Source organism: Prolixibacteraceae bacterium, from assembly GCA_019720755.1.
Taxonomy (GTDB): domain Bacteria; phylum Bacteroidota; class Bacteroidia; order Bacteroidales; family Prolixibacteraceae; genus Halosquirtibacter; species Halosquirtibacter laminarini.
The window spans coordinates 3,769,291-3,788,529 of sequence record CP081303.1 but is presented as its reverse complement, the minus strand read 5'-3'; the positions used below and the strand labels follow the sequence as shown (position 1 = coordinate 3,788,529).

At 37.1% G+C, this 19,239-nt stretch carries 15 protein-coding genes and 1 tRNA gene; 8 read left to right on the top strand and 8 right to left on the bottom strand.

The window, feature by feature from the left end; genetic code table 11:
- Positions 1-16 precede the first annotated feature (16 nt).
- The 3 genes from K4L44_15005 to K4L44_14995 form a co-directional block, all read right to left on the bottom strand.
- Positions 17-1,957, bottom strand: coding sequence for a fumarate reductase/succinate dehydrogenase flavoprotein subunit (locus K4L44_15005; protein QZE13837.1), 1,941 nt, complete (start codon positions 1,955-1,957; stop codon positions 17-19).
- A gap of 21 nt (positions 1,958-1,978) precedes the next feature.
- Positions 1,979-2,671 (bottom strand): succinate dehydrogenase cytochrome b subunit, encoded by a 693-nt coding sequence (locus tag K4L44_15000; GenBank protein ID QZE13836.1) that lies wholly within the window; start codon positions 2,669-2,671, stop codon positions 1,979-1,981.
- Between the two features lie 206 nt (positions 2,672-2,877).
- Entirely contained in the window at positions 2,878-3,747 is an 870-nt protein-coding gene (locus K4L44_14995) for an alpha/beta hydrolase (GenBank protein QZE13835.1), read from the bottom strand.
- Between the two features lie 195 nt (positions 3,748-3,942).
- On the opposite strand from K4L44_14995, the gene K4L44_14990 reads away from it, so the two are divergent.
- The 3 genes from K4L44_14990 (at position 3,943) to K4L44_14980 (ending at position 9,595) form a co-directional block, all read left to right on the top strand.
- A complete protein-coding gene (locus K4L44_14990; GenBank protein QZE13834.1) occupies positions 3,943-5,544 on the top strand; it encodes a sulfatase-like hydrolase/transferase in 1,602 nt (533 codons plus the stop codon).
- 298 nt (positions 5,545-5,842) lie between these two features.
- Positions 5,843-7,144: a Na+/H+ antiporter NhaC family protein gene (locus K4L44_14985; GenBank protein ID QZE13833.1), complete on the top strand. Its 1,302-nt coding sequence runs from the start codon at positions 5,843-5,845 to the stop codon at positions 7,142-7,144.
- Positions 7,145-7,201: 57 nt separating this feature from the next.
- Positions 7,202-9,595 carry a TonB-dependent receptor gene (locus tag K4L44_14980; GenBank protein ID QZE13832.1) on the top strand — a complete coding sequence of 798 codons (2,394 nt, stop codon included), beginning with the start codon at positions 7,202-7,204 and terminating at the stop codon, positions 9,593-9,595.
- A 47-nt stretch (positions 9,596-9,642) separates the two neighbouring features.
- Here K4L44_14980 and sucD read toward each other — a convergent pair whose 3' ends face one another.
- The 4 genes from sucD to K4L44_14960 form a co-directional block, all read right to left on the bottom strand.
- Complete coding sequence (gene sucD, locus K4L44_14975; GenBank protein ID QZE13831.1) at positions 9,643-10,515, bottom strand: succinate--CoA ligase subunit alpha; 873 nt, start codon at positions 10,513-10,515, stop codon at positions 9,643-9,645.
- A gap of 29 nt (positions 10,516-10,544) precedes the next feature.
- Positions 10,545-11,678 carry an ADP-forming succinate--CoA ligase subunit beta gene (gene sucC, locus K4L44_14970; GenBank protein QZE13830.1) on the bottom strand — a complete coding sequence of 378 codons (1,134 nt, stop codon included), beginning with the start codon at positions 11,676-11,678 and terminating at the stop codon, positions 10,545-10,547.
- A 104-nt stretch (positions 11,679-11,782) separates the two neighbouring features.
- The gene (locus K4L44_14965; GenBank protein ID QZE13829.1) at positions 11,783-12,109 is read right to left on the bottom strand and encodes a hypothetical protein; all 327 of its coding nucleotides are present in this window, start codon (positions 12,107-12,109) and stop codon (positions 11,783-11,785) included.
- Between the two features lie 11 nt (positions 12,110-12,120).
- The gene (locus K4L44_14960; protein ID QZE13828.1) at positions 12,121-12,645 is read right to left on the bottom strand and encodes a hypothetical protein; all 525 of its coding nucleotides are present in this window, start codon (positions 12,643-12,645) and stop codon (positions 12,121-12,123) included.
- A gap of 318 nt (positions 12,646-12,963) precedes the next feature.
- Between K4L44_14960 and K4L44_14955 the strand changes: the two genes are divergently transcribed.
- The 5 genes from K4L44_14955 to K4L44_14935 all read left to right on the top strand — a co-directional run bounded on the left by K4L44_14955 (position 12,964) and on the right by K4L44_14935 (position 16,655).
- Positions 12,964-14,322 (top strand): MFS transporter, encoded by a 1,359-nt coding sequence (locus K4L44_14955; protein QZE13827.1) that lies wholly within the window; start codon positions 12,964-12,966, stop codon positions 14,320-14,322.
- A 119-nt stretch (positions 14,323-14,441) separates the two neighbouring features.
- Positions 14,442-14,525, top strand: a tRNA-Leu gene (locus K4L44_14950).
- A 604-nt stretch (positions 14,526-15,129) separates the two neighbouring features.
- Positions 15,130-15,339 (top strand): helix-turn-helix domain-containing protein, encoded by a 210-nt coding sequence (locus tag K4L44_14945; protein QZE16018.1) that lies wholly within the window; start codon positions 15,130-15,132, stop codon positions 15,337-15,339.
- A gap of 3 nt (positions 15,340-15,342) precedes the next feature.
- Complete coding sequence (locus K4L44_14940) at positions 15,343-15,666, top strand: HipA N-terminal domain-containing protein (GenBank protein ID QZE13826.1); 324 nt, start codon at positions 15,343-15,345, stop codon at positions 15,664-15,666.
- A 5-nt stretch (positions 15,667-15,671) separates the two neighbouring features.
- The gene (locus tag K4L44_14935; protein ID QZE13825.1) at positions 15,672-16,655 is read left to right on the top strand and encodes a HipA domain-containing protein; all 984 of its coding nucleotides are present in this window, start codon (positions 15,672-15,674) and stop codon (positions 16,653-16,655) included.
- Positions 16,656-16,853: 198 nt separating this feature from the next.
- Here the strand turns inward: K4L44_14935 and K4L44_14930 are convergent, their stop codons facing one another.
- Positions 16,854-19,196 carry an outer membrane beta-barrel family protein gene (locus K4L44_14930; protein ID QZE13824.1) on the bottom strand — a complete coding sequence of 781 codons (2,343 nt, stop codon included), beginning with the start codon at positions 19,194-19,196 and terminating at the stop codon, positions 16,854-16,856.
- Positions 19,197-19,239: the final 43 nt, after the last annotated feature.

Here is a 19,239-nt window from a genome sequence, read left to right as displayed (position 1 = left end):
TGGATTATCTACCTTATTATTTATAGCTACGTTGAACAAGTTTCACATTCTCGAATACAAGTTCTTCTCTATGCATTACAGGCTCTTCACCTGCTCCTTTATATTCCCAAGCTGAAGCATAACACCCTGTTTCGTCATTACGTTTTGCTTCTCCTTCTTCTGTCGCTGACTCTTCACGGAAGTGTCCTCCACATGATTCGTTACGCTCAAGTGCATCTAGTGCCATAAGCTCAGCAATATCGAATGAATCTGCAACACGAACTGCTTTTTCAAGTTCAGGATTTAAGTTATCCAATTCACCTGGAATGAGTACGTTTGAATAGTACTCTTTACGAAGAGATCGGATCCCTGAAACAGCTTTCTTAAGACCTTCTTCGTTACGAGACATCCCAACGTAATCCCACATGATCATACCCAATTTCTTGTGGAAATAATCAACAGGCTCGTTACCTTTTGCATTAAAAAGTTGGTTCAGACGATCTTGTACAGTCTTCTCTGCTTCTTCGAATGCAGATTGATTGGTGTCAATTCGTGGTACCATAATCTCGTCAGCAAGATAATCACCGATAGTATAAGGAAGAACAAAATATCCATCTGCCAATCCTTGCATCAATGCAGATGCACCAAGACGGTTTGCACCATGATCAGAGAAGTTTGCTTCTCCCAATGCATATAGACCAGGAATATTTGTCATCAGGTTATAATCAACCCAAATACCACCCATTGTATAGTGAATCGCAGGATAGATCTGCATAGGATTGCTATAAGGATCTACGTCTGTAATCTTTTCATACATCTGGAAAAGGTTACCGTAACGCTTCTCAATAGTATCACGCCCTAAACGGTCGATAGCATATTTGAAGTCAAGGAATACTGCTTTACCTTCTGTATTTACTCCGAAACCTGCATCACAACGCTCTTTTGCAGCACGAGATGCCACATCACGAGGGACAAGGTTACCATATGATGGGTAACGACGCTCTAGGTAGAAGTCACGATCCTCATCTTTGATATCATTTGCAGAGATCTCTCCTTTTTGAAGTTTTACTGCATCCTCTTTCTTCTTAGGTACCCATACACGACCATCATTACGTAGCGACTCTGACATTAATGTCAATTTCGATTGCTGTGATCCATGAACAGGAATACAAGTAGGGTGAATTTGAACGAATGCTGGGTTCGACATGAAAGCTCCACGACGATAGATCTGTGCCGCTGCCGATCCAGAACATCCCATTGCATTTGTTGAAAGGAAGAATACGTTTCCATAACCTCCTGTACAGATACATACTGCATGTGCTCCGTGTCTCTGTACTTCTCCAGTAATCATATCACGAGTGATGATACCTCTTGCTTTACCATCTACCACTACTAGGTCTAGCATCTCTGTACGGTTGTACATCTTCACTGTTCCTTCGTTGATTTGACGGTTTAATGCTGAGTATGCACCCAATAACAACTGCTGTCCAGTTTGTCCTCTTGCATAGAACGTACGACTAACAAGTACACCACCAAAAGAACGGTTAGATAGTGATCCACCATATTCACGTGCAAAAGGTACACCTTGTGCAACACATTGGTCTATGATAAGTGGTGAAACTTCTGCCAAACGATAAACGTTTGATTCTCTTGCTCTATAGTCTCCTCCTTTGATTGTATCGTAGAAAAGACGATAGATAGAGTCGTTATCGTTTTGGTAGTTTTTTGCTGCGTTGATTCCTCCCTGTGCTGCAATAGAGTGTGCACGACGTGGTGAATCTTGGTAACAGAATGCCTTGACGTTGTATCCTAGCTCTCCCAAAGAAGCAGCTGCAGACGCACCCGCAAGACCTGTTCCAACTACGATTATGTCAAGTTTACGCTTGTTCGCAGGTGAAACAACTTTAATACTTGCTTTATGTTTAGACCATTTCTCGGCCAAAGGCCCAGCTGGTGTTTTCGAATCTAAAATGCTCATCTGTAAAATCCTTAAAGGTTCTTAGAATTTAATCATGAAGTATAATGGGATAATTGCAAAGCCTAATGCAATCAACCATGCAAAAATGCGTGCAATCACTTCCAATCGTTTTAGCCATATCTTGTTATTCCATCCGATTGTTTGGAAAGCTGACCAAAATCCGTGTGAAATGTGAAGACCTAGAAGTACTGCCCCTACCATGTAGATAATGCAATATAGTGATGATGCCTTAAAAAATCCAGCAACCAATGCGTATGCATTTTCCATCTCAACATTTACTCCTGCTTGCATTACATGTACTGCAGTAAGTCCTTCGTGAGAAATCTTAAATTTCCACCAAAAATTTGCAATGTGCATTACCAAGAATACAAGAACCATTCCTCCAAGAATCAACATGTTCTTCGATGGAGCTATTGGACTTAACACTTTGTCTCCTGAATTGTACGTTACAGGACGTGCTTTTTTGTTCTCCAAAGTTATCACAAACGACCAAATGATGTGAACTAAGAATCCTAGTGCCAATACTGGCTCCATGATCTTAATTAACGGGTTGGTAGCCATGAAATGTGCTGCCATGTTAAATAAGTCGCCACTGTCGTCAACAATCAACAGTAAGTTCAAACTCAGGTGAACACAAATGAATGTTATTAGGAACAACCCAGTAACACTCATAAAGAATTTCTTCCCAATGGAAGATTTCATAAAACTGCTCATAAGTCTCTATTTAAGATATTTGAATCTTTATTTATTTGATTTCTTTTAAATCTCCACAAATGTAGAACCCAATCCGAAATAGATCAATAGATAGGTTCTTTTAATATATAATTTAAAATGTTTCTAAAAATACAGTATTTTTAAGCTAATTTACTGATTATGAATTTAGAAACGTTTTTGGGGCTGTATTATTTGATACATTGGTATTATTCATCGGTCTTTATACTGTCATTCGACATCCCTTTTTTACCCTCTTTTGCTTTTTGACGCTCTTTCCAATGGGCATCAATTTGCGTCGTAAATTGGTTTAGTTGATATAAAAAGACTTCTGGTTCTTCAATGAATCCATGATGTCCTGAGTTTTCAAGAACTGTCATATGACTATTTCGCCAGTTTGGAAGGTCCTCCTTTAACTTGTTTAGTGGTGCCACCTGATCATATTTTCCTGCGATAATATGTACTGGAATAGGATAACAATTTACTAAATGAAACCAAGATTGTCTCTCTTTCATTGCATCGATAATATGTACCAATGATGTTTGTGACATTATTTTTGAATCATCGATCATTGCATCAATTATTGGCCTTAGTCGTTCTCTGTTGTTTGGGGCAAAACTTTCAGGAATTGATATTCGTGCGATGCTAGAAGCTTTTCCTTTTAAGACAAACTTTTTCTCTCGTTCTTTCAGTTTCTTGTATTCATTGCTAGCAGCCCATGTTGCGCTATGGATAAGATTCAGAGATTTCAAAGTATTTGGGTAGAAGGCAGCCATTGCTTGTCCAACATATCCTCCCATAGAGTGTCCTGCAAAATGAACTCTCCCTTCAATCTTGAGGTAATCTAATAGCATGACCATATCTGCAGCAAGCTCATCGAAACTAAATGGGGTGTCTACTTCGCCTGCATCACCATGCCCTGGTAGGTCCACTGCAATGACCCTATATTGCAATCCTAGTTTATCTTTAATACTAGAAAAAGCTTTTTTCGATTCCATATACCCGTGAAGTAAAAGAAGTACTTCTCCTTCACCATACTCTTCAACGCAATAATTGCGACGGTTTATATTTAAATACAAAGCAAAAAATATTTAAGTTCTTATTCTTTAATGACAAAGATAACACCTTTATTACTCTTTTAGACTATCCCAATAGTGCCATAATTGCTCCGAAATAAAAGTGTTAGTCTTTGTGCAATCCTATGCTTTTGTAATATGTTGATATATGTAGTTTTGGATTGGAAATTTTAGATAATAGATATTAAAGCAAAGACTATGAAAATGCAAACATTTGCTGCTTTAGGTGTGTTTTTTGCATTTTCAGCAACTGCTTCTATGGCAAGCTTTAAAAAAGCAACAAAACGCCCTAATGTACTTTTTATTTTAACGGATGATCAACATCGAGAAGAGTTCAATTTCTTGAAAGAGGGTAGAAATAATGATGGAAGTAAGAAGAGTCTCTCTCCAACTATTGACAGATTGGCTAATGAGGGTGTCATATTTAACCAGCAGCATGTCGTTGGTGCTATTTGTACCCCTTCTAGATTCTCAATTTTAACTGGACGTTATCCTTCAACAGCTCAAAATATCGGTTTTAAACGTTTGCTAGAGAAGAAGAAGCAAGCCAATGTAACTTTCAATATTGGAATTACAAACAATGATTACAATATTTCGAAAGCACTTAATGATGCTGGCTACTATACTGGTGGGGTAGGTAAAAATCATGTGATTCAAGGGGATGAATCGAGAAAACATGCCCGACATCGTATTCCCAAGAAGGGGTATAAAAAACAGAATGAAATTCTTGAAAACATATACAAAGATCAAATTGCAGTTTATAAGGAGGTCGGATTTGATTATGCAGCATCTATATACCCTGGTAATCTTCCTGGCTTCTTGCCCAAGGAACTTCTTTTTCACAATACGGATTGGATTGTAAAAGGAGCACTTGATTTCTTAGACATGGCGGAAAAAGAACATGGGGATGAGCCGTTCTTTCTCTATTTTGCCACAACAGTATCGCATGGTCCTGCCAAATATGGAACAAAATATATCGGGGATAGGAGAGCTTCTGCTAAAGGCTGGTTAGATAAACCCGTTGATGTTTTGCCTTCTCAGGAGAGTATTAAGAAAAGAGTGCAAGATGCACATGTTCGTAAAGTATCTACCGATGCATTGTGGCTTGATGATGCAGTAAATGCATTGGTCTCTAAAATTGAAAAGATGGGAGAACTAGACAATACGATCATAGTATTTCTAACAGATCATGGAGTGGAACATGGAAAATTTACATGTTACGAAGGAGGAACGAAGACTGCGTCATTCTATTATGGTCCTAAATTCTTCAAAGGGCATCGAAAACTAAGTGTATTGACCTCCAATGTAGATTTTGCTCCAACGATACTAGATCTCTGTAAAGTGCCATTAGATAGAAGTGCTCATATAAATGGGAAAAGTATCAAGCCTATTTTGGATGGAAAAGATGTAACGATCCATGACCATCTATATCATGAAGTTGGTGCTACCCGTGCTATTCTTAAAGACCATTGGAAATATATTGCTTTCAGAAAGCCCCAATGGGTCCAAAATATTACCCATGAGCAAAGAGTTGGACTCGCAAAAAAAGGAATCGATCCCAATGCGCCTTTTACCCATACTTGTGATCAACCTGGAGGCCGTGGAGGGGAGTCTCCAGCAATTAAATTTTACCCAAATTATTATGATGCGGATCAATTATATAATCTATCTGAAGATTCCACAGAACAGCACAACCTAGCGAAAGATCCTACGTATGTTGCCAAACTAAAGGAGATGAAGGCTCTTTTGGCTAAAGAGGTCAAGCAACTTCCTGGAACTTTTGCCGAATTTACTAAGTAGTGTTTGCAAAAAAGGTCTTTATCAGCCAACGAAGATCGTTGGTTGATTGAGATCTTAAACCGTTTCACACTTCTCCTTGCTTTTTTGTTCCCCTTGTATCCTACAAATACCATCCTTACTTATTGTTATTTAGTCGGCCTTATTTCTGTCTATCGTTTGAGTCTGAAGAGAATAGTTATGTGAATGATTGCTATCTCTTTTAGTTATTGTTATGAAAACAATAAAAATATACCTAATAATTTTTTATCTAAAGGTTATAGGGGCATCTTTGCAGTAAACTGAAACAAGGAGTGTGCATATGAATAACACATTTAAATCTAATAGATGGGCTCTTTTACCTATCATATTATTCTTAATACTATATCTAACGTCATCTTTAGTATCTGGAGATTTCTATAAGATGCCACTAATCATCTCTTTTTTAGTCGCAGCCTTTTGTGCGATTGCAATGAATCGAAAGAGATCTATCGAAGAGAAAATCGAGTCTTTTGTAAAAGGGATGGGAGATAAGAACATCATGATGATGGTGTTTATCTTTCTATTGGCAGGTTGTTTTGCTGCAACAGCAAAGGCGGTGGGAGCAGTGGACGCTACGGTAAATGTTGGTCTGCATTTTCTTCCTCCGAACATTATGCTTGCTGGGGTATTTATCATCTCATGCTTTATTGCTCTCTCTGTTGGAACCTCTTTAGGTACGATATTAGCTCTTGCCCCAATGGCCGTCTCATTATCCGAAAAAGGAGGTATTGCGATAGCTCTTGCTTTAGGTGCTATTGTTGGTGGTGCCATGTTTGGAGATAATCTATCCCTAATATCCGACACAACCATTGCTGCATCGAGAACACAAGGTTGTCGAATGAAAGATAAGTTTCGTATGAACTTCAAGATTGTAGTTCCTGCAGCGATCATATCTATTATAATTTATGCTTGTTGTAATGTTACTTCAGAGATTGCTCCAACCACTTTTACCTTTAAGCAATTAGGATTGGTTCTTCCTTACCTATTCGTTCTTGTCTCTGCACTAGCTGGGATGAATGTGATATTTGTACTCTTATTGGGAACTGTTTTTGCGGGTGTTATGGGACTTGCTTATGGTAAGTTAGATATCTGGTTGTGGCTTAAAACAATGAGTGATGGAGCCTTAGGAATGTCAGAGATTATTATCATTTCAATGATTGTCGGGGGTATTGTTGAGATAATACGAATAAATGGAGGTATTGAATTTCTTCTAGAAACCATTGGGAAAAGAGCGAATGGGAAAAAAGGAGCTGAGTTGGGCATTGCTCTTCTTGTAAGTCTAGTCAATGTCTTCACTGCGAACAACACCATTGCGATTATCATGTCTGGGCCTATTGTGAAGGATATTGCATCCGCATATGATATCTCTCCTAAGCGTGCAGCATCTATTATGGATACATTCTCATGTTTTGTTCAAGGACTTCTTCCGTATGGAGCACAGATATTGGCTGCAGTAACTTTAGTGGGATTAGAGCGTGTCACACCGTTAGATTTAATGCAATATCTTTACTATCCATATTTAATGGGTGCTTCTGCATTATTGTCTATTCTATTCCAATGGCCTGTTGAAAAGAGATCTTAACAACAATAGTTATGATTGATTGTTGTAATTTTAGAATACTAAAAACAAGGATCAATCATGAAACTATCTTTACTAACTCTCTTTCTCTCTTTTTTACTTTACTCTTACAACCTCACAGCTCAAACAAACAATGGAGTCTTTAAAGGACGAGTTGTCGATGTGAAGACAAATCAGCCTCTTTCATTTGCTTCGGTTCAAATTGTTGACACCAACAATGGGGATGTAACCAATGAAGATGGAGTATTTTTAATCAAGAATATATCTCCAGGCTATCATGCAATAAAGGTGAGCATTCTCGGATATAAAACTTTTATATCCGATGCACTTCTTGTGACCAATGCAAGAGCCACCTTTTTGGATGTCTCTTTATATCCTACTTTAGTCGGGGTGGATGAGGTGGTGGTGCGTCCTTCTCTATTCAAAGAGAAACCCGAAGCTCCTATTGCCTTTCGTTCTATACCCATAGAGGAGATTGAAAGAAATCCAGGTGGAAATAGAGACATTTCTAAAGTGATTCAGTCCTATCCTGGTGTTGGAGCTTCAGTTTCTTATAGAAACGATCTGATTGTCAGGGGAGGAGGTCCGTCAGAGAATCGGTTCTACCTAGATGGAGTAGAAATCCCTACCATTAATCACTTTACGACACAGGGCGCTTCTGGTGGACCTACAGGAATTCTAAATGTGGATTTTATTCGGGAGGTGAACTTCTTTTCAGGGTCTTATCCCGCAAATTTAGGGATGCCATTAAGTTCGGTTTTATCATTTGAACAAAAAGATGGAAACACAGATAAAATGAAATATCGTGCAACCATTGGTGCTTCTGATCTCGCTTTAACTGCCGATGGTCCTATAAGCGATAAAACCACTTTGGTTGTTTCTGCACGTCGTTCCTATCTTCAATTTCTCTTTCAGCTACTCGAACTGCCATTCCTTCCCACATATAATGATATTCAATTTAAGCTAAAACATAAATTCGATAGTAAAAATGAATTGACTCTAATAGGAATTGGTGCTTATGATGATTTGGTGTTAAATGAAGAAGCAAATGAAACCGAAGAGCAGAGATATATCCTTGGTAACATTCCTACCAATAAACAGTGGAGCTACACTGTTGGAGCGGTATATAAGCACTTTACTGATTATGGTTTTAGTGCTTTTATCTTAAGCAATGATCGATTAAACAACCATGCCGATAAATATCTCGATAATATCGAAACCCCAGAGAATCTAAATCTAGATTATGACTCTTATGAGATGAATACTCGTTTTCGATATGAGAACCATCTCTTTCACAACAATATGAAGCTTGTAACAGGAGTCTCTTTAGAGAACGTCGATTACTATAATGATTCTTTTCAAAGAGAATATTTGGGTGACCAAGTGGTAGACTATGTCTATAAGACCAATCTAAATTATTGGAAATATGGCCTCTTTGCTCAGTTAAATGATAAGTTTTTTGACCAACAGTTAGAGCTGTCTTTAGGTTTGCGTATAGATGGATCTACCTATGCATCCTATATGAACAATCCATTGAAACAGTTTGCTCCGAGGTTCGCTGTAAAATATAATGTTTCCGATAAATGGAGTTTGAATGGATATTTGTCTCGACTATATATGCTCCCTGTAAACACTACCCTAGGTTATAAAGATCTAGATGACAATTTAGTGAATAGAGAGAATAAGATACAATATATCCATTCTGACCAGATCGGTGCAGGTATTGTTGTACGTCCCGATGAAAATACCCTCTTTTCATTAGAAGGGTTCCTTAAGTATTACGACAAATACCCATTTTCAGTAGAAGATTCCATATCCACTGCCAGCCAAGGAGGAGATTATGGTGTGGTCGGAACAGAAGAGGTCACCTCTGACTCTAAAGGTCGTGCCTATGGAATGGAAGCTCTTTATCGTAATAGCGATCTCTTTGGATTTAATGTGACTGCTTCCTATACATTCTTCTATTCCGAATTTCAAGACTATAAGTTAGATTATATAGCATCCTCTTGGGATGTGAGACATATTCTCGCTTTAACTGTGTTAAAGAATCTTCCCAAAGAGTGGTCTATTGGTATGAAATATCGTTATCAAGGCGGGGCTCCTTATACCCCATACAACTTGCAAAAATCTTCGTTAAAGGAGGCTTGGGATGTACAAGGGCAAGGGTACTTAGATTATGCTGCATTCAACACTAATAGATTAGATGCATTTTCTCAGTTAGACCTACGTGTGGATAAGGCTTGGTACTATAATAAATGGACTTTAATGTTATACGTTGATATCCAGAATGTTTTAGCCTCTGCTACAGATACCCCAGAGGTTTTAGTTCAAAGTACGGATGAAAATGGAGTCCCTTTGACAGATCCAAACGATCCTACTCGATACCAACTTAAATACCTAGATACCTCTTCTGGAAACATGATTCCAACCATCGGTATTATGGTGGAATTTTAGAAAATAAAATCGCCGAATGAATAACATTCGGCGATCTTTATATCTGTTTATGATTGTAATATCTTCTTTACCAACATTGGTATCTCTTCTGGCTCTTTGGCTACGGGGATAAGATGCTTTTCAAAACATTTGATCTTATCTTGTGCCGTTCCACTTCCACTCGAAATAATCGCTCCAGCATGTCCCATCTGTTTCCCTACAGGTGCTGTCTGTCCAGCAAAGAAGGCAACCACTGGTTTCGTCATATTCGATTTGATATAACTAGCAGCACGCTCTTCTGCATCCCCTCCAATCTCACCTATAAGTACGACAAGATCGGTCTCTGGGTCTTTCTCAAACATCTCTAGCAGTTCTTCATAATAGAGACCTGCAATAGGGTCTCCTCCGATACCAATACAGGTACTCTGACCAATATCATTTCTTGTAAGTTGATCTACCATCTCATAAGTAAGTGTTCCACTACGACTGATAAGACCAACGCGCCCCTCTTTAAATATGTTGGTTGGCAAAATCCCTATCATCGATCTACCTGGTGAGATCAATCCTGGACAGTTTGGTCCAATCAAATGGGTGTCATTCTTTTTAAGTGCTTTTTTTACTCTTAGCATATCGATAACAGGAACTCCTTCCGAGATGGCAATAACTAATTTAATTCCTGCTTCAGAAGCTTCAATCATGGCGTCAGGAGCAAACCGTGCAGGAACAAATATGATAGAGGTATCTGCAGAGGTCTCTTTCACAGCCTCCTTCATTGTGTTGAAAACAGGGATTCCATCTACCTCTGTTCCTCCTTTCCCTGGGGAAACTCCAGCAACAATATTGGTCCCATAACTGCGCATCTTTTGGGTATGGAAAGCACCATCTCGTCCAGTGATCCCCTGAACGATTACTCGTGTCTTTTTATCTATTAAAATACTCATAATCCGATTTTTTTGATAAAACTTTAGGGTTAAGAAAGATAGGATATTGCACGTTTTGCCGCTTCACTCATAGAGGACACTGTATCTATCTTGGTGGATGAAGACAAGATTGCTAACCCCTCTTTGGCATTCGTTCCGGATAGTCGAACCACTATGGGTAGGTTCACCTCAATCTCTTCAAATGCTTGTAATAGCCCATGGGCCACATCATCACATCTTGTAATTCCTCCAAAGATGTTAATCATAATCGCTTTCACATTCGGATCTTGAGTCAAATAGTGCATGGCTTGCTTCACCTTATTCGGATTCGAACTACCTCCAATGTCTAGGAAATTAGCTGGGGTTCCTCCATACAATTTAATCATATCCATGGTGGCCATAGCTAGACCAGCTCCATTCACCATACAGCCTATGCTACCGTCTAGTTTGATGTAGCTTAACCCATGTTGTTTTGCCTCTTGTTCTAGCTGTTCGTTCTCATCACTATCCCGATAGCTCTCAAGTTCATGGTGTCGATACATCGCATTTTCGTCAATACTCATCTTTGCATCCAATGCGATCATACGATCCTTACTTGTGATAACAAGAGGGTTAATCTCTACTAGAGAGGCATCCTTTTCTACAAAAACCAAATACATCTTCTCAATCGTGTCCGCAAACTGTCTTACGAGAGAGATGTCTTGAAAGAAATCAAATGCAATTTCTCTAGCCCTATATGAGGGAAGGGTCGGTGTGATAGGAAGATGATACTTATGAATCTTCTCAGGGGTCTTAGCTGCAACCTCTTCAATCTCTACACCCCCCTCGGCGCTTATCATTAGTAGGATAGAGTGACTGCTACGATCAATTGTAATCCCGACATAATACTCTTTCTGTATGTCTACTGCTTCAGAGATAAGTAATTTCTCTACAGTGTGTCCTTTGATATCCATGCCGAGAATCGTGTTGGTTGCCATTTGGAGCTCTTTCTCGTTGGATGCAAGTTTTATTCCACCTGCTTTCCCTCGTCCTCCTGTGTGCACTTGTGCTTTGACGACAACCTTTTTATTTATCTCTCTAAATGCAATAATTGCTTCTTTGGTGTTGAGACATAGTTTCTCCTTTGGGGTGTGAATGAGAAAATTTCTAAATATCTCTTTTGCTTGGTATTCATGTAACTTCATATAAACAAGAATTATAAGTATGAATAAAATGGCTATGTATAGAACATCTTTTATTCAGTATTGTTTACATAAAAGTGACAGTCAAAAGTTGTTACATAGCATGTTTATCTCAATAAAAGGTATAAAACAAAGACAATAAGGATAGACCAAAAGAGGCATACGATACAGAATATAGTAATCTTTTTGGACCTTCGTTTTCCACTAGTTAATAGCTCCTCCTCAATATTTCTCCATGCTTTCTTTCCCATATCTTGATCTTCCCTAAATTCAGTACATAGTTGTTCAAATCCTTCTTTGTGTTTTGTGAATTGGGGGTATAAGTGGTGCTTGTGCTTTTGAGGTATCGCATCTACATGAATTCCTTCATAAATATATTTACTTAACAATTCCCAATAGTTCGAATCGTTCTGATCGTTGTTCTTTTGTGTCATCTCTTGTATTGTTATATGTTCTCTTTACTAATTTCCATATGGGGCTTAATCTTTAATTGTGGAGTCGGGAGACTATCTAATAGTTGAAGTATTTTTCCAAATTCACAATAAAAAGATCGAAGCTTCTTTACTTTATACCATCGGTTTGTGTGCATATTTTGATAAGAGATGATAACCTTCTTTTGTTTTGGTGTAAGAACTGTTATGATTCTTTTTAGTTGTGCTTTTCTTTTATATTCAAGATGTTCGATTTGATCTAAATCAATCTCTTTGTGTATCCGTTCTAATTTTTGAATTCGCTCATCAATTTGGAAATAAATGCTTTTTTTATCTTTCCAATAATTAATGATATCCTTATGGTTTATACTTACCTGTAGAAAAAGTTGGGTGATGATATCACATGACATTTGAACACTGTAACACTTGGAATATGCGTAACTGTAGTAGTCCTGAAAATTTTCATAGAAGACAACTTGTAAAGAGGCTATTGGAACTTTTGGAAATTTAAAAAATGAGGAAATCATTGTTCGTTTCATAATCAGATCACGTTCTATAAGGGGGGTTTCTTAAATGTAGGAATTTAAAGCTGTTTTATACGAATTTTTACATAAAAATATTATGGAGTTGTGCTGTGTAACAGTTTGAACCCTAGAATGATTTCTGTCTTTTATGTGTGAAATATCTCTTTTAATTTGAACAATGGGATAGAGCTGACTTAATTCAATATCATAAAAAATATTTTTTTGATACGATAATGGGCTATTATTTTTAAAATCTACTATTTTTGAGATATATATGGGAAACAGTTTATTCACAACTATTTATTAATATAAACCAATGTTATTTCTTTTTTTATGAAACAACAATCCGCTTTTACTCGCGCCTTTTGGGTTGCCAATACGGTCGAACTTCTTGAAAGAGCTGCCTATTATGGGGTATTTATTGTTATCACTCTATACCTATCACGTATTTTAGGATTTACAGATATGCAAGCAGCCTCCATAGCTGGTGTTTTCTCGGGATTACTATATTTTCTTCCTACTTTCAGTGGTGCTTATGCTGATAAAATTGGGTTTAAGAAAGCCCTAATGTTAGCATTCTCACTTTTGACGCTTGGATATTTTGGTCTAGGGGCACTTCCTACCATCCTTGAGTCTATAGGTTTGGTCGACTATGGTCAACATACACACTTTACAGGTTTACGCGAGAGTAATGTGAAATGGGCGATTATTCCTATTGTCTCTCTTATTATCATAGGAGGTTCTTTCATTAAATCGGTAATTACTGCCACTGTTTCAAAAGAGACTACCGTGGAGAATAGAGCGAAAGGATTTTCTATCTTTTATGCAATGGTAAATATTGGGGCTTTCTCTGGTAAGACTATTGTGAAACCTCTTAGAGAGTCTATGGGAGATGAAGGTCTTGTATATCTAAATTTCTTCTCTGCTGCAGCAACTTGTTTGGCTATTGTTCTTGTCTATTTCATGTTTGATTCCTCTCATAAGGAGGGCGAAGGAAAATCGATAAGAGAGATTTCAAGAGCATTAGTGAATGTGTTAACCAATGGACGCTTGATTACTTTGATTCTTATTATCACAGGATTTTGGATGGTACAACACCAGCTTTATGCAACCATGCCTAAATATGTGCTACGTATGGCAGGAGAGGGGGCTTCTCCGTCTTGGTATGCCAATGTAAATCCTCTTGTCGTATTCCTTACTGTTGGAGCTATAACTGCCTTAATGAAAAACAAATCAGCTCTGACTTCGATGACTGTGGGTATGTTTATTATGCCAATTTCTGCTTTCTGTATGGCTTCAGGAAATTTAATGGGATCTGCTCCTATTTTAGGAATGCATCCTGTTGCATTTATGATGATTGTGGGTATCGTTTTTCAAGGTTTGGCAGAAGCATTTATTTCACCTCGCTTTTTAGAGTATTTCTCTCTTCAAGCACCAAAAGGAGAAGAGGGAATGTATCTTGGTTTTAGCCATCTTCACTCTTTTATCTCTTCGATACTAGGGTTTGGTCTATCTGGATACCTTCTTGGAAAATATTGTCCAGATCCTTCTTTATTGACAGAAACTGAAAAGTTAACTGCATACGATCATGCTCATTATATCTGGTATGTTTTTGTTGCAATTGCTGCGGTATCTGCTATTCTATTAGTCATTTATGGTATCGTAACGAGACGAATGGATGCCAAAAAATAGTAGATGAAGAGTTGCAAATTTGTCTTTAAGTATGAATTTTGAGACATTTTTGTTTGCATACTAGTAAAAAGCATCTATATTTGCATCGCAATCATGAAAACAGCATAGCTGCGATGCACGCCCGGGTGGCGGAATTGGTAGACGCGCTGGATTCAAAATCCAGTGGTAGTAATGCCGTGCGGGTTCGATTCCCGCCCCGGGTACAAAGCTTCTTTGATTTATTCAAAGAAGCTTTTTTTATGCCCTAAAAACTGCTCCACCACCTCCCTTTTTGAGCATACTTCATTGTCTTATCACCTCCCTATTTCCTTTACCCTTCAGATACCCTTCAGATACCCTTCCTTTACCCTTCAGTTACCCATTCTCCATCGATTGGGTAACCAAATAGTATAGAATCCCTATACAATTGGTAAACGATATTCCTTTGAAGCCTCTTCAAATATCCAATAAAGGAGTGTATAGAAAAAGAGTGGGTACTGTCAGAAAAAGAGTGTAGGCATCGCCCTGAAAAGAGTGTAAGGACTATATGCCAAATTAAATTCACCTTATTGTAAAGTGTTGTTCTATAATGGTTCTATTAGGGATGTTCCACACTCAATATTTTAAAGTTCCATTTTATCGATATCTATAATTAAATGAAAGAATAAAATATGGATAATACTTTGGCGCCTAAAAGTGCAATAAGATGCACTTTATTGAGGTGATTGGAGACAAGAATCTAAAAAAGCACATAAAAGTGCATAATAATGCTCTATTTGATGAATATTTATGAGAAAATCATATATTTGTATTAAAAAGAGTATTATGATGCACCTAGATGGATTAATTTACTTGATTAAAGAAAGACGACAACAAATGCAGGTTTCTCAAGAAATGCTTTCTGATATCTCTGGAGTAGCTCTTAGAACGGTAAAGCAATTCGAAAGTGGTAAAGGAAATCCTACATTGAAAACATTGATGAAATTAACTGAAGCATTAGGGTTGGAGATTACTTTACAAGTAAAAAAGATCTTTTAATATATGAGAAGAGCAAATGTATTATACAAGGACGAAGAAGCTGGTGTATTAACTCAGTTTGATGATGGGAGTTTTTCTTTTCATTATCATAAGACATGGTTCGATAATGAATCAAAACCCGCAATTAGTTTGACCTTTTCAAAAGAACAGATGGAATATCATTCGAAATATTTATTTGCCTTTTTTTATAATATGTTACCAGAAGGAGCGAATAAGCAAATTTTATGTAGTTCGAAAAAGATTGATCATAAGGATGATTTTGGTTTGTTATTAGCTTCAGCTGGAAATGATACTATAGGGGCAATAAGAGTGATTAGAATTAATTAATAAATATGAGTTTACCTGAAATAAAATATTGCCCTGGAACTTTGGCAGAGGGTTTTGATACTTATAGTATTACTTGTTTGAAAAAGGTTTTTAATGGGAGAAAGGTGAGTCATATCTTACCGTATTGTTCTCCTTCTAGTAATATGGATTCAGATGCTTTATTTGATGATAGTAGAAAACATATATCAATTTCAGGAGTACAGGAAAAATATTCTGTGATACTTGAGAAGAATAAACTCCGATTAGCTAATGAGGGGGAGAGAGGGAATTATATTTTAAAACCTATACCATCTTATGGAAATAAAGTGGATCAAATGCCTGCTAATGAACATTTGACAATGCAAATTGCTCGTCAAGCATTTGGTATTGATATAGCTGAAAATGCTTTAGTGTTTTTTGAAAATGGAGAGCCAGCTTATATTACCAAAAGGTTTGATATCAAAGATGATGGCAGCAAGTGGGCACAAGAAGATTTTGCTTCACTAGCAGAAAAAACACCTCAAACTGACGGTTCGCAATACAAATACACAGGAAATTACCTCGATCTATTTGTTTTGATGAAGAAATACGTTCCGGCCTACCCGATTGAAGCATTGAAATTATTCAAACTTTTGATGTTTAATTATCTTTTTTCTAATGGAGATGCACATCTTAAGAATTTCTCATTATTGGAAACTCCCATGGGAGACTTTCGTATGAGTCCTGCGTATGATTTACTGAACAGTAGAATTCATGTTGCAGATACCGATTTTGCTCTTGAGGATGGTTTGTTACCTAGGAATCTTGCTCAAGGAACAGTAATAAAGCAATTTTATATACTAGCAAATCAAGCTGATCTAAATGAAGAACAGGTTAATAAGATATTTGGATCATTGACAGGAAACTCAAACAAGGTAGAACAGTTAATTAGAGCATCTTTTTTAAGTGATAAAACAAAAAGGAGTTATTTACAGTATTATCAAGCAAGGTTGAAGAGATTGGTCAAATAACTTAAGATAGAAAGTAATGTTGAAAATAAAATATATAGATGAGTGGTGGATATGCAATTTATTTTAGCACAGAAAGTTGAACCACAGATTGATTGATAAATAATTAGAAGCAATATTTATTTAAACATATGTTTATTCACAACAAGAGGGATTGCTTATGTACTTCCTCTCTTGTTGCTAATATTCTTGACTATATACTTATTTTAACTGTGATTTTATTCTGTTACTACTATTTCTTAATATTGAATTGCTCGACGCATTATTTTTTACTGTTTTGAAACGATAACTTAAACGCAGTGTCATGCTAAAATTATCGTAATTGGAGTCATACTTAATTCTCTTGTCGTTGAGATCTATTTGTGTGCTCATGGTAGACGAACGAAAGATATCATTTACGAAGAATCCTACTGTAAATCGATCCTTTTTAAATGATTTTTGAATACTTGCATTGACCTTCCACAATCCTTGATAGCTCCAGATACCACTTACTCCATCAGAATATATCAGTCCATTGACATTTGCACTCCACCCTTTCGGTATTCTGATATCGAGTCCCGAACTTGCATACCACCATAGCATATCTAGATCTGAAAAGTCAGGATCGCTATTGTAGGTTTGTTTTACTCCTGATGCCACATAAACGGTGTACATCTTTGTTTGATAGGGTAAAACTAGGTCTGCATTATACATCTCTATCTTGTCTACATTCTTTTGTGTAGCAATCGATACATCAGGCCTATTAGGCGGTGAATCGACATACCAGACCATTGGATTATCCACACGCTTATATCCAAATGATAGCGTCGCATATCTCATATAGCTGAATTTGGCATAGCAGTTAGTGCTCTCTTCATTTAATAGATCTGGATTTCCCGTCATGTACGATAAGGAGTCGATATAGGATATGGAAGGGTTCAGATCTTGGAAAGTAGGTTTTCTTAGCTTTTTGTTGAAACCTGCACCAAACGCAAGATTTTTGCTTAAATTATAGGAGAAGTCCACACTCGGCAACCAATAGTCGAGTGACGTGTCTACCAACTTTTTGTCGTTGGTAGTAGCATCTCTTTTGAAATATTCCCATCTCATACCTATCCCCACCTTATAACGTGATGTTTTGTATTTTAATAATGCATAAGTGGAGAGCTCATTCTCTTTGCTGTAGTAGACCTTCTCTGTGGTTACATGGTTCGATGAGAAGAGGTTTGTTCCATCATTAATACTCGTGGTGGATCGGATACTACCCTTCATATATAGCTTTTTAGTGAAAGGTATCTTGAATGTAGCATCATACGCTTTTATATCGAATATATTAGAGACATCATTCTTTTTCGTATTGTTGGGTCCTTCATCAATTAGATCATTCTTTTTACTATCGTTGTAGTAACTCTCTGCACTAAGTTGAAATGATGGCTTATTCGGCTCTGGAGTGAAATTATATTGAATAATACCATTCAAATAACTTCTTGAAGTTGGGCTATTGGAAGAGGAGTTAAACTGATCGCTAATTGGTTGTTTGTCGTTGCCTTTAAATACTCTATTACTATTAATATTATTGTAATATCCATCGTAGTATCCTCCATTCAATGAAAGATCAATGCTATGATTTTTCGAGAAGGAATATTGATCTGCGATTCGTACATAATGGTTTTGCTTTAAGTCTAGATGCTTTTCTACATTGTTGATCACCACAACAGGAGACTCGTTCTTTTTTGTGGTTCGAATATACTCGTTATCGTATTGACGTCTCTTATTTTGAAATGAGTAGCTTGCAAAAAGACTATTCTTGGGAGAGTTGTTGGAAAACTGAATGGCGGATTTATTCTCAAAATAGGTGCGTTTATAGAGACTGTTAATAACCTTCAATGCCGATTTTGAGACATGCTTTTTTGATGTGATAATGTTTACAACGACTTCAGCATTGCCTTTAAATTCAGAAGATGGATTTTCTATGATCTCTACTTTCTGAATCTCTTCCGAAGAGATCATCGATAGAATTTCATTTGAAGGGATTTTGCGTCCATTGAGATAAACCGTAGCATTGCCTTTACCTAAGACCCGAATGTTATTGTCGGTATCGGTCGTTAATTTCACGGATCTATTAAGTACATCAATAGCACTACCAGTATTCGAAAGAGGACTTCCTTCTACATTCATTATATATCGATCTCCCTCTTGACTGTAGAGTTTTCGATGTGAAACAACAGAGACTTCGGATAGTTGTATCGACGATCTCCTTAATGAAATAGTAGGAGCTGTAACATTAGGTTTATCAATAAGTATTGGTACGATGGTATCTTGATACCCAAAAGAACTTATGTTTATCAGATAAGCTCCTTCCTTACAACTGATCTGATATTTATTATCCATAAAGAAGCCTCCTTTTACAATAGCACTGTCTCTTTGGCTGAGGAGAATCGCATTGAAGCCATCTATTTTCTCTTCACTTGTAATGGTTCCTTGAAGCATGGATTGCGCGAGCAAAGAGGAGGGCATAAGAAATAGGATACTAATCAATAGTTTGGTTAGGGTGGTTTTATTCATAATTTTTTCTTTTCTAGAACACTCAATATCCTTTTAATATAAC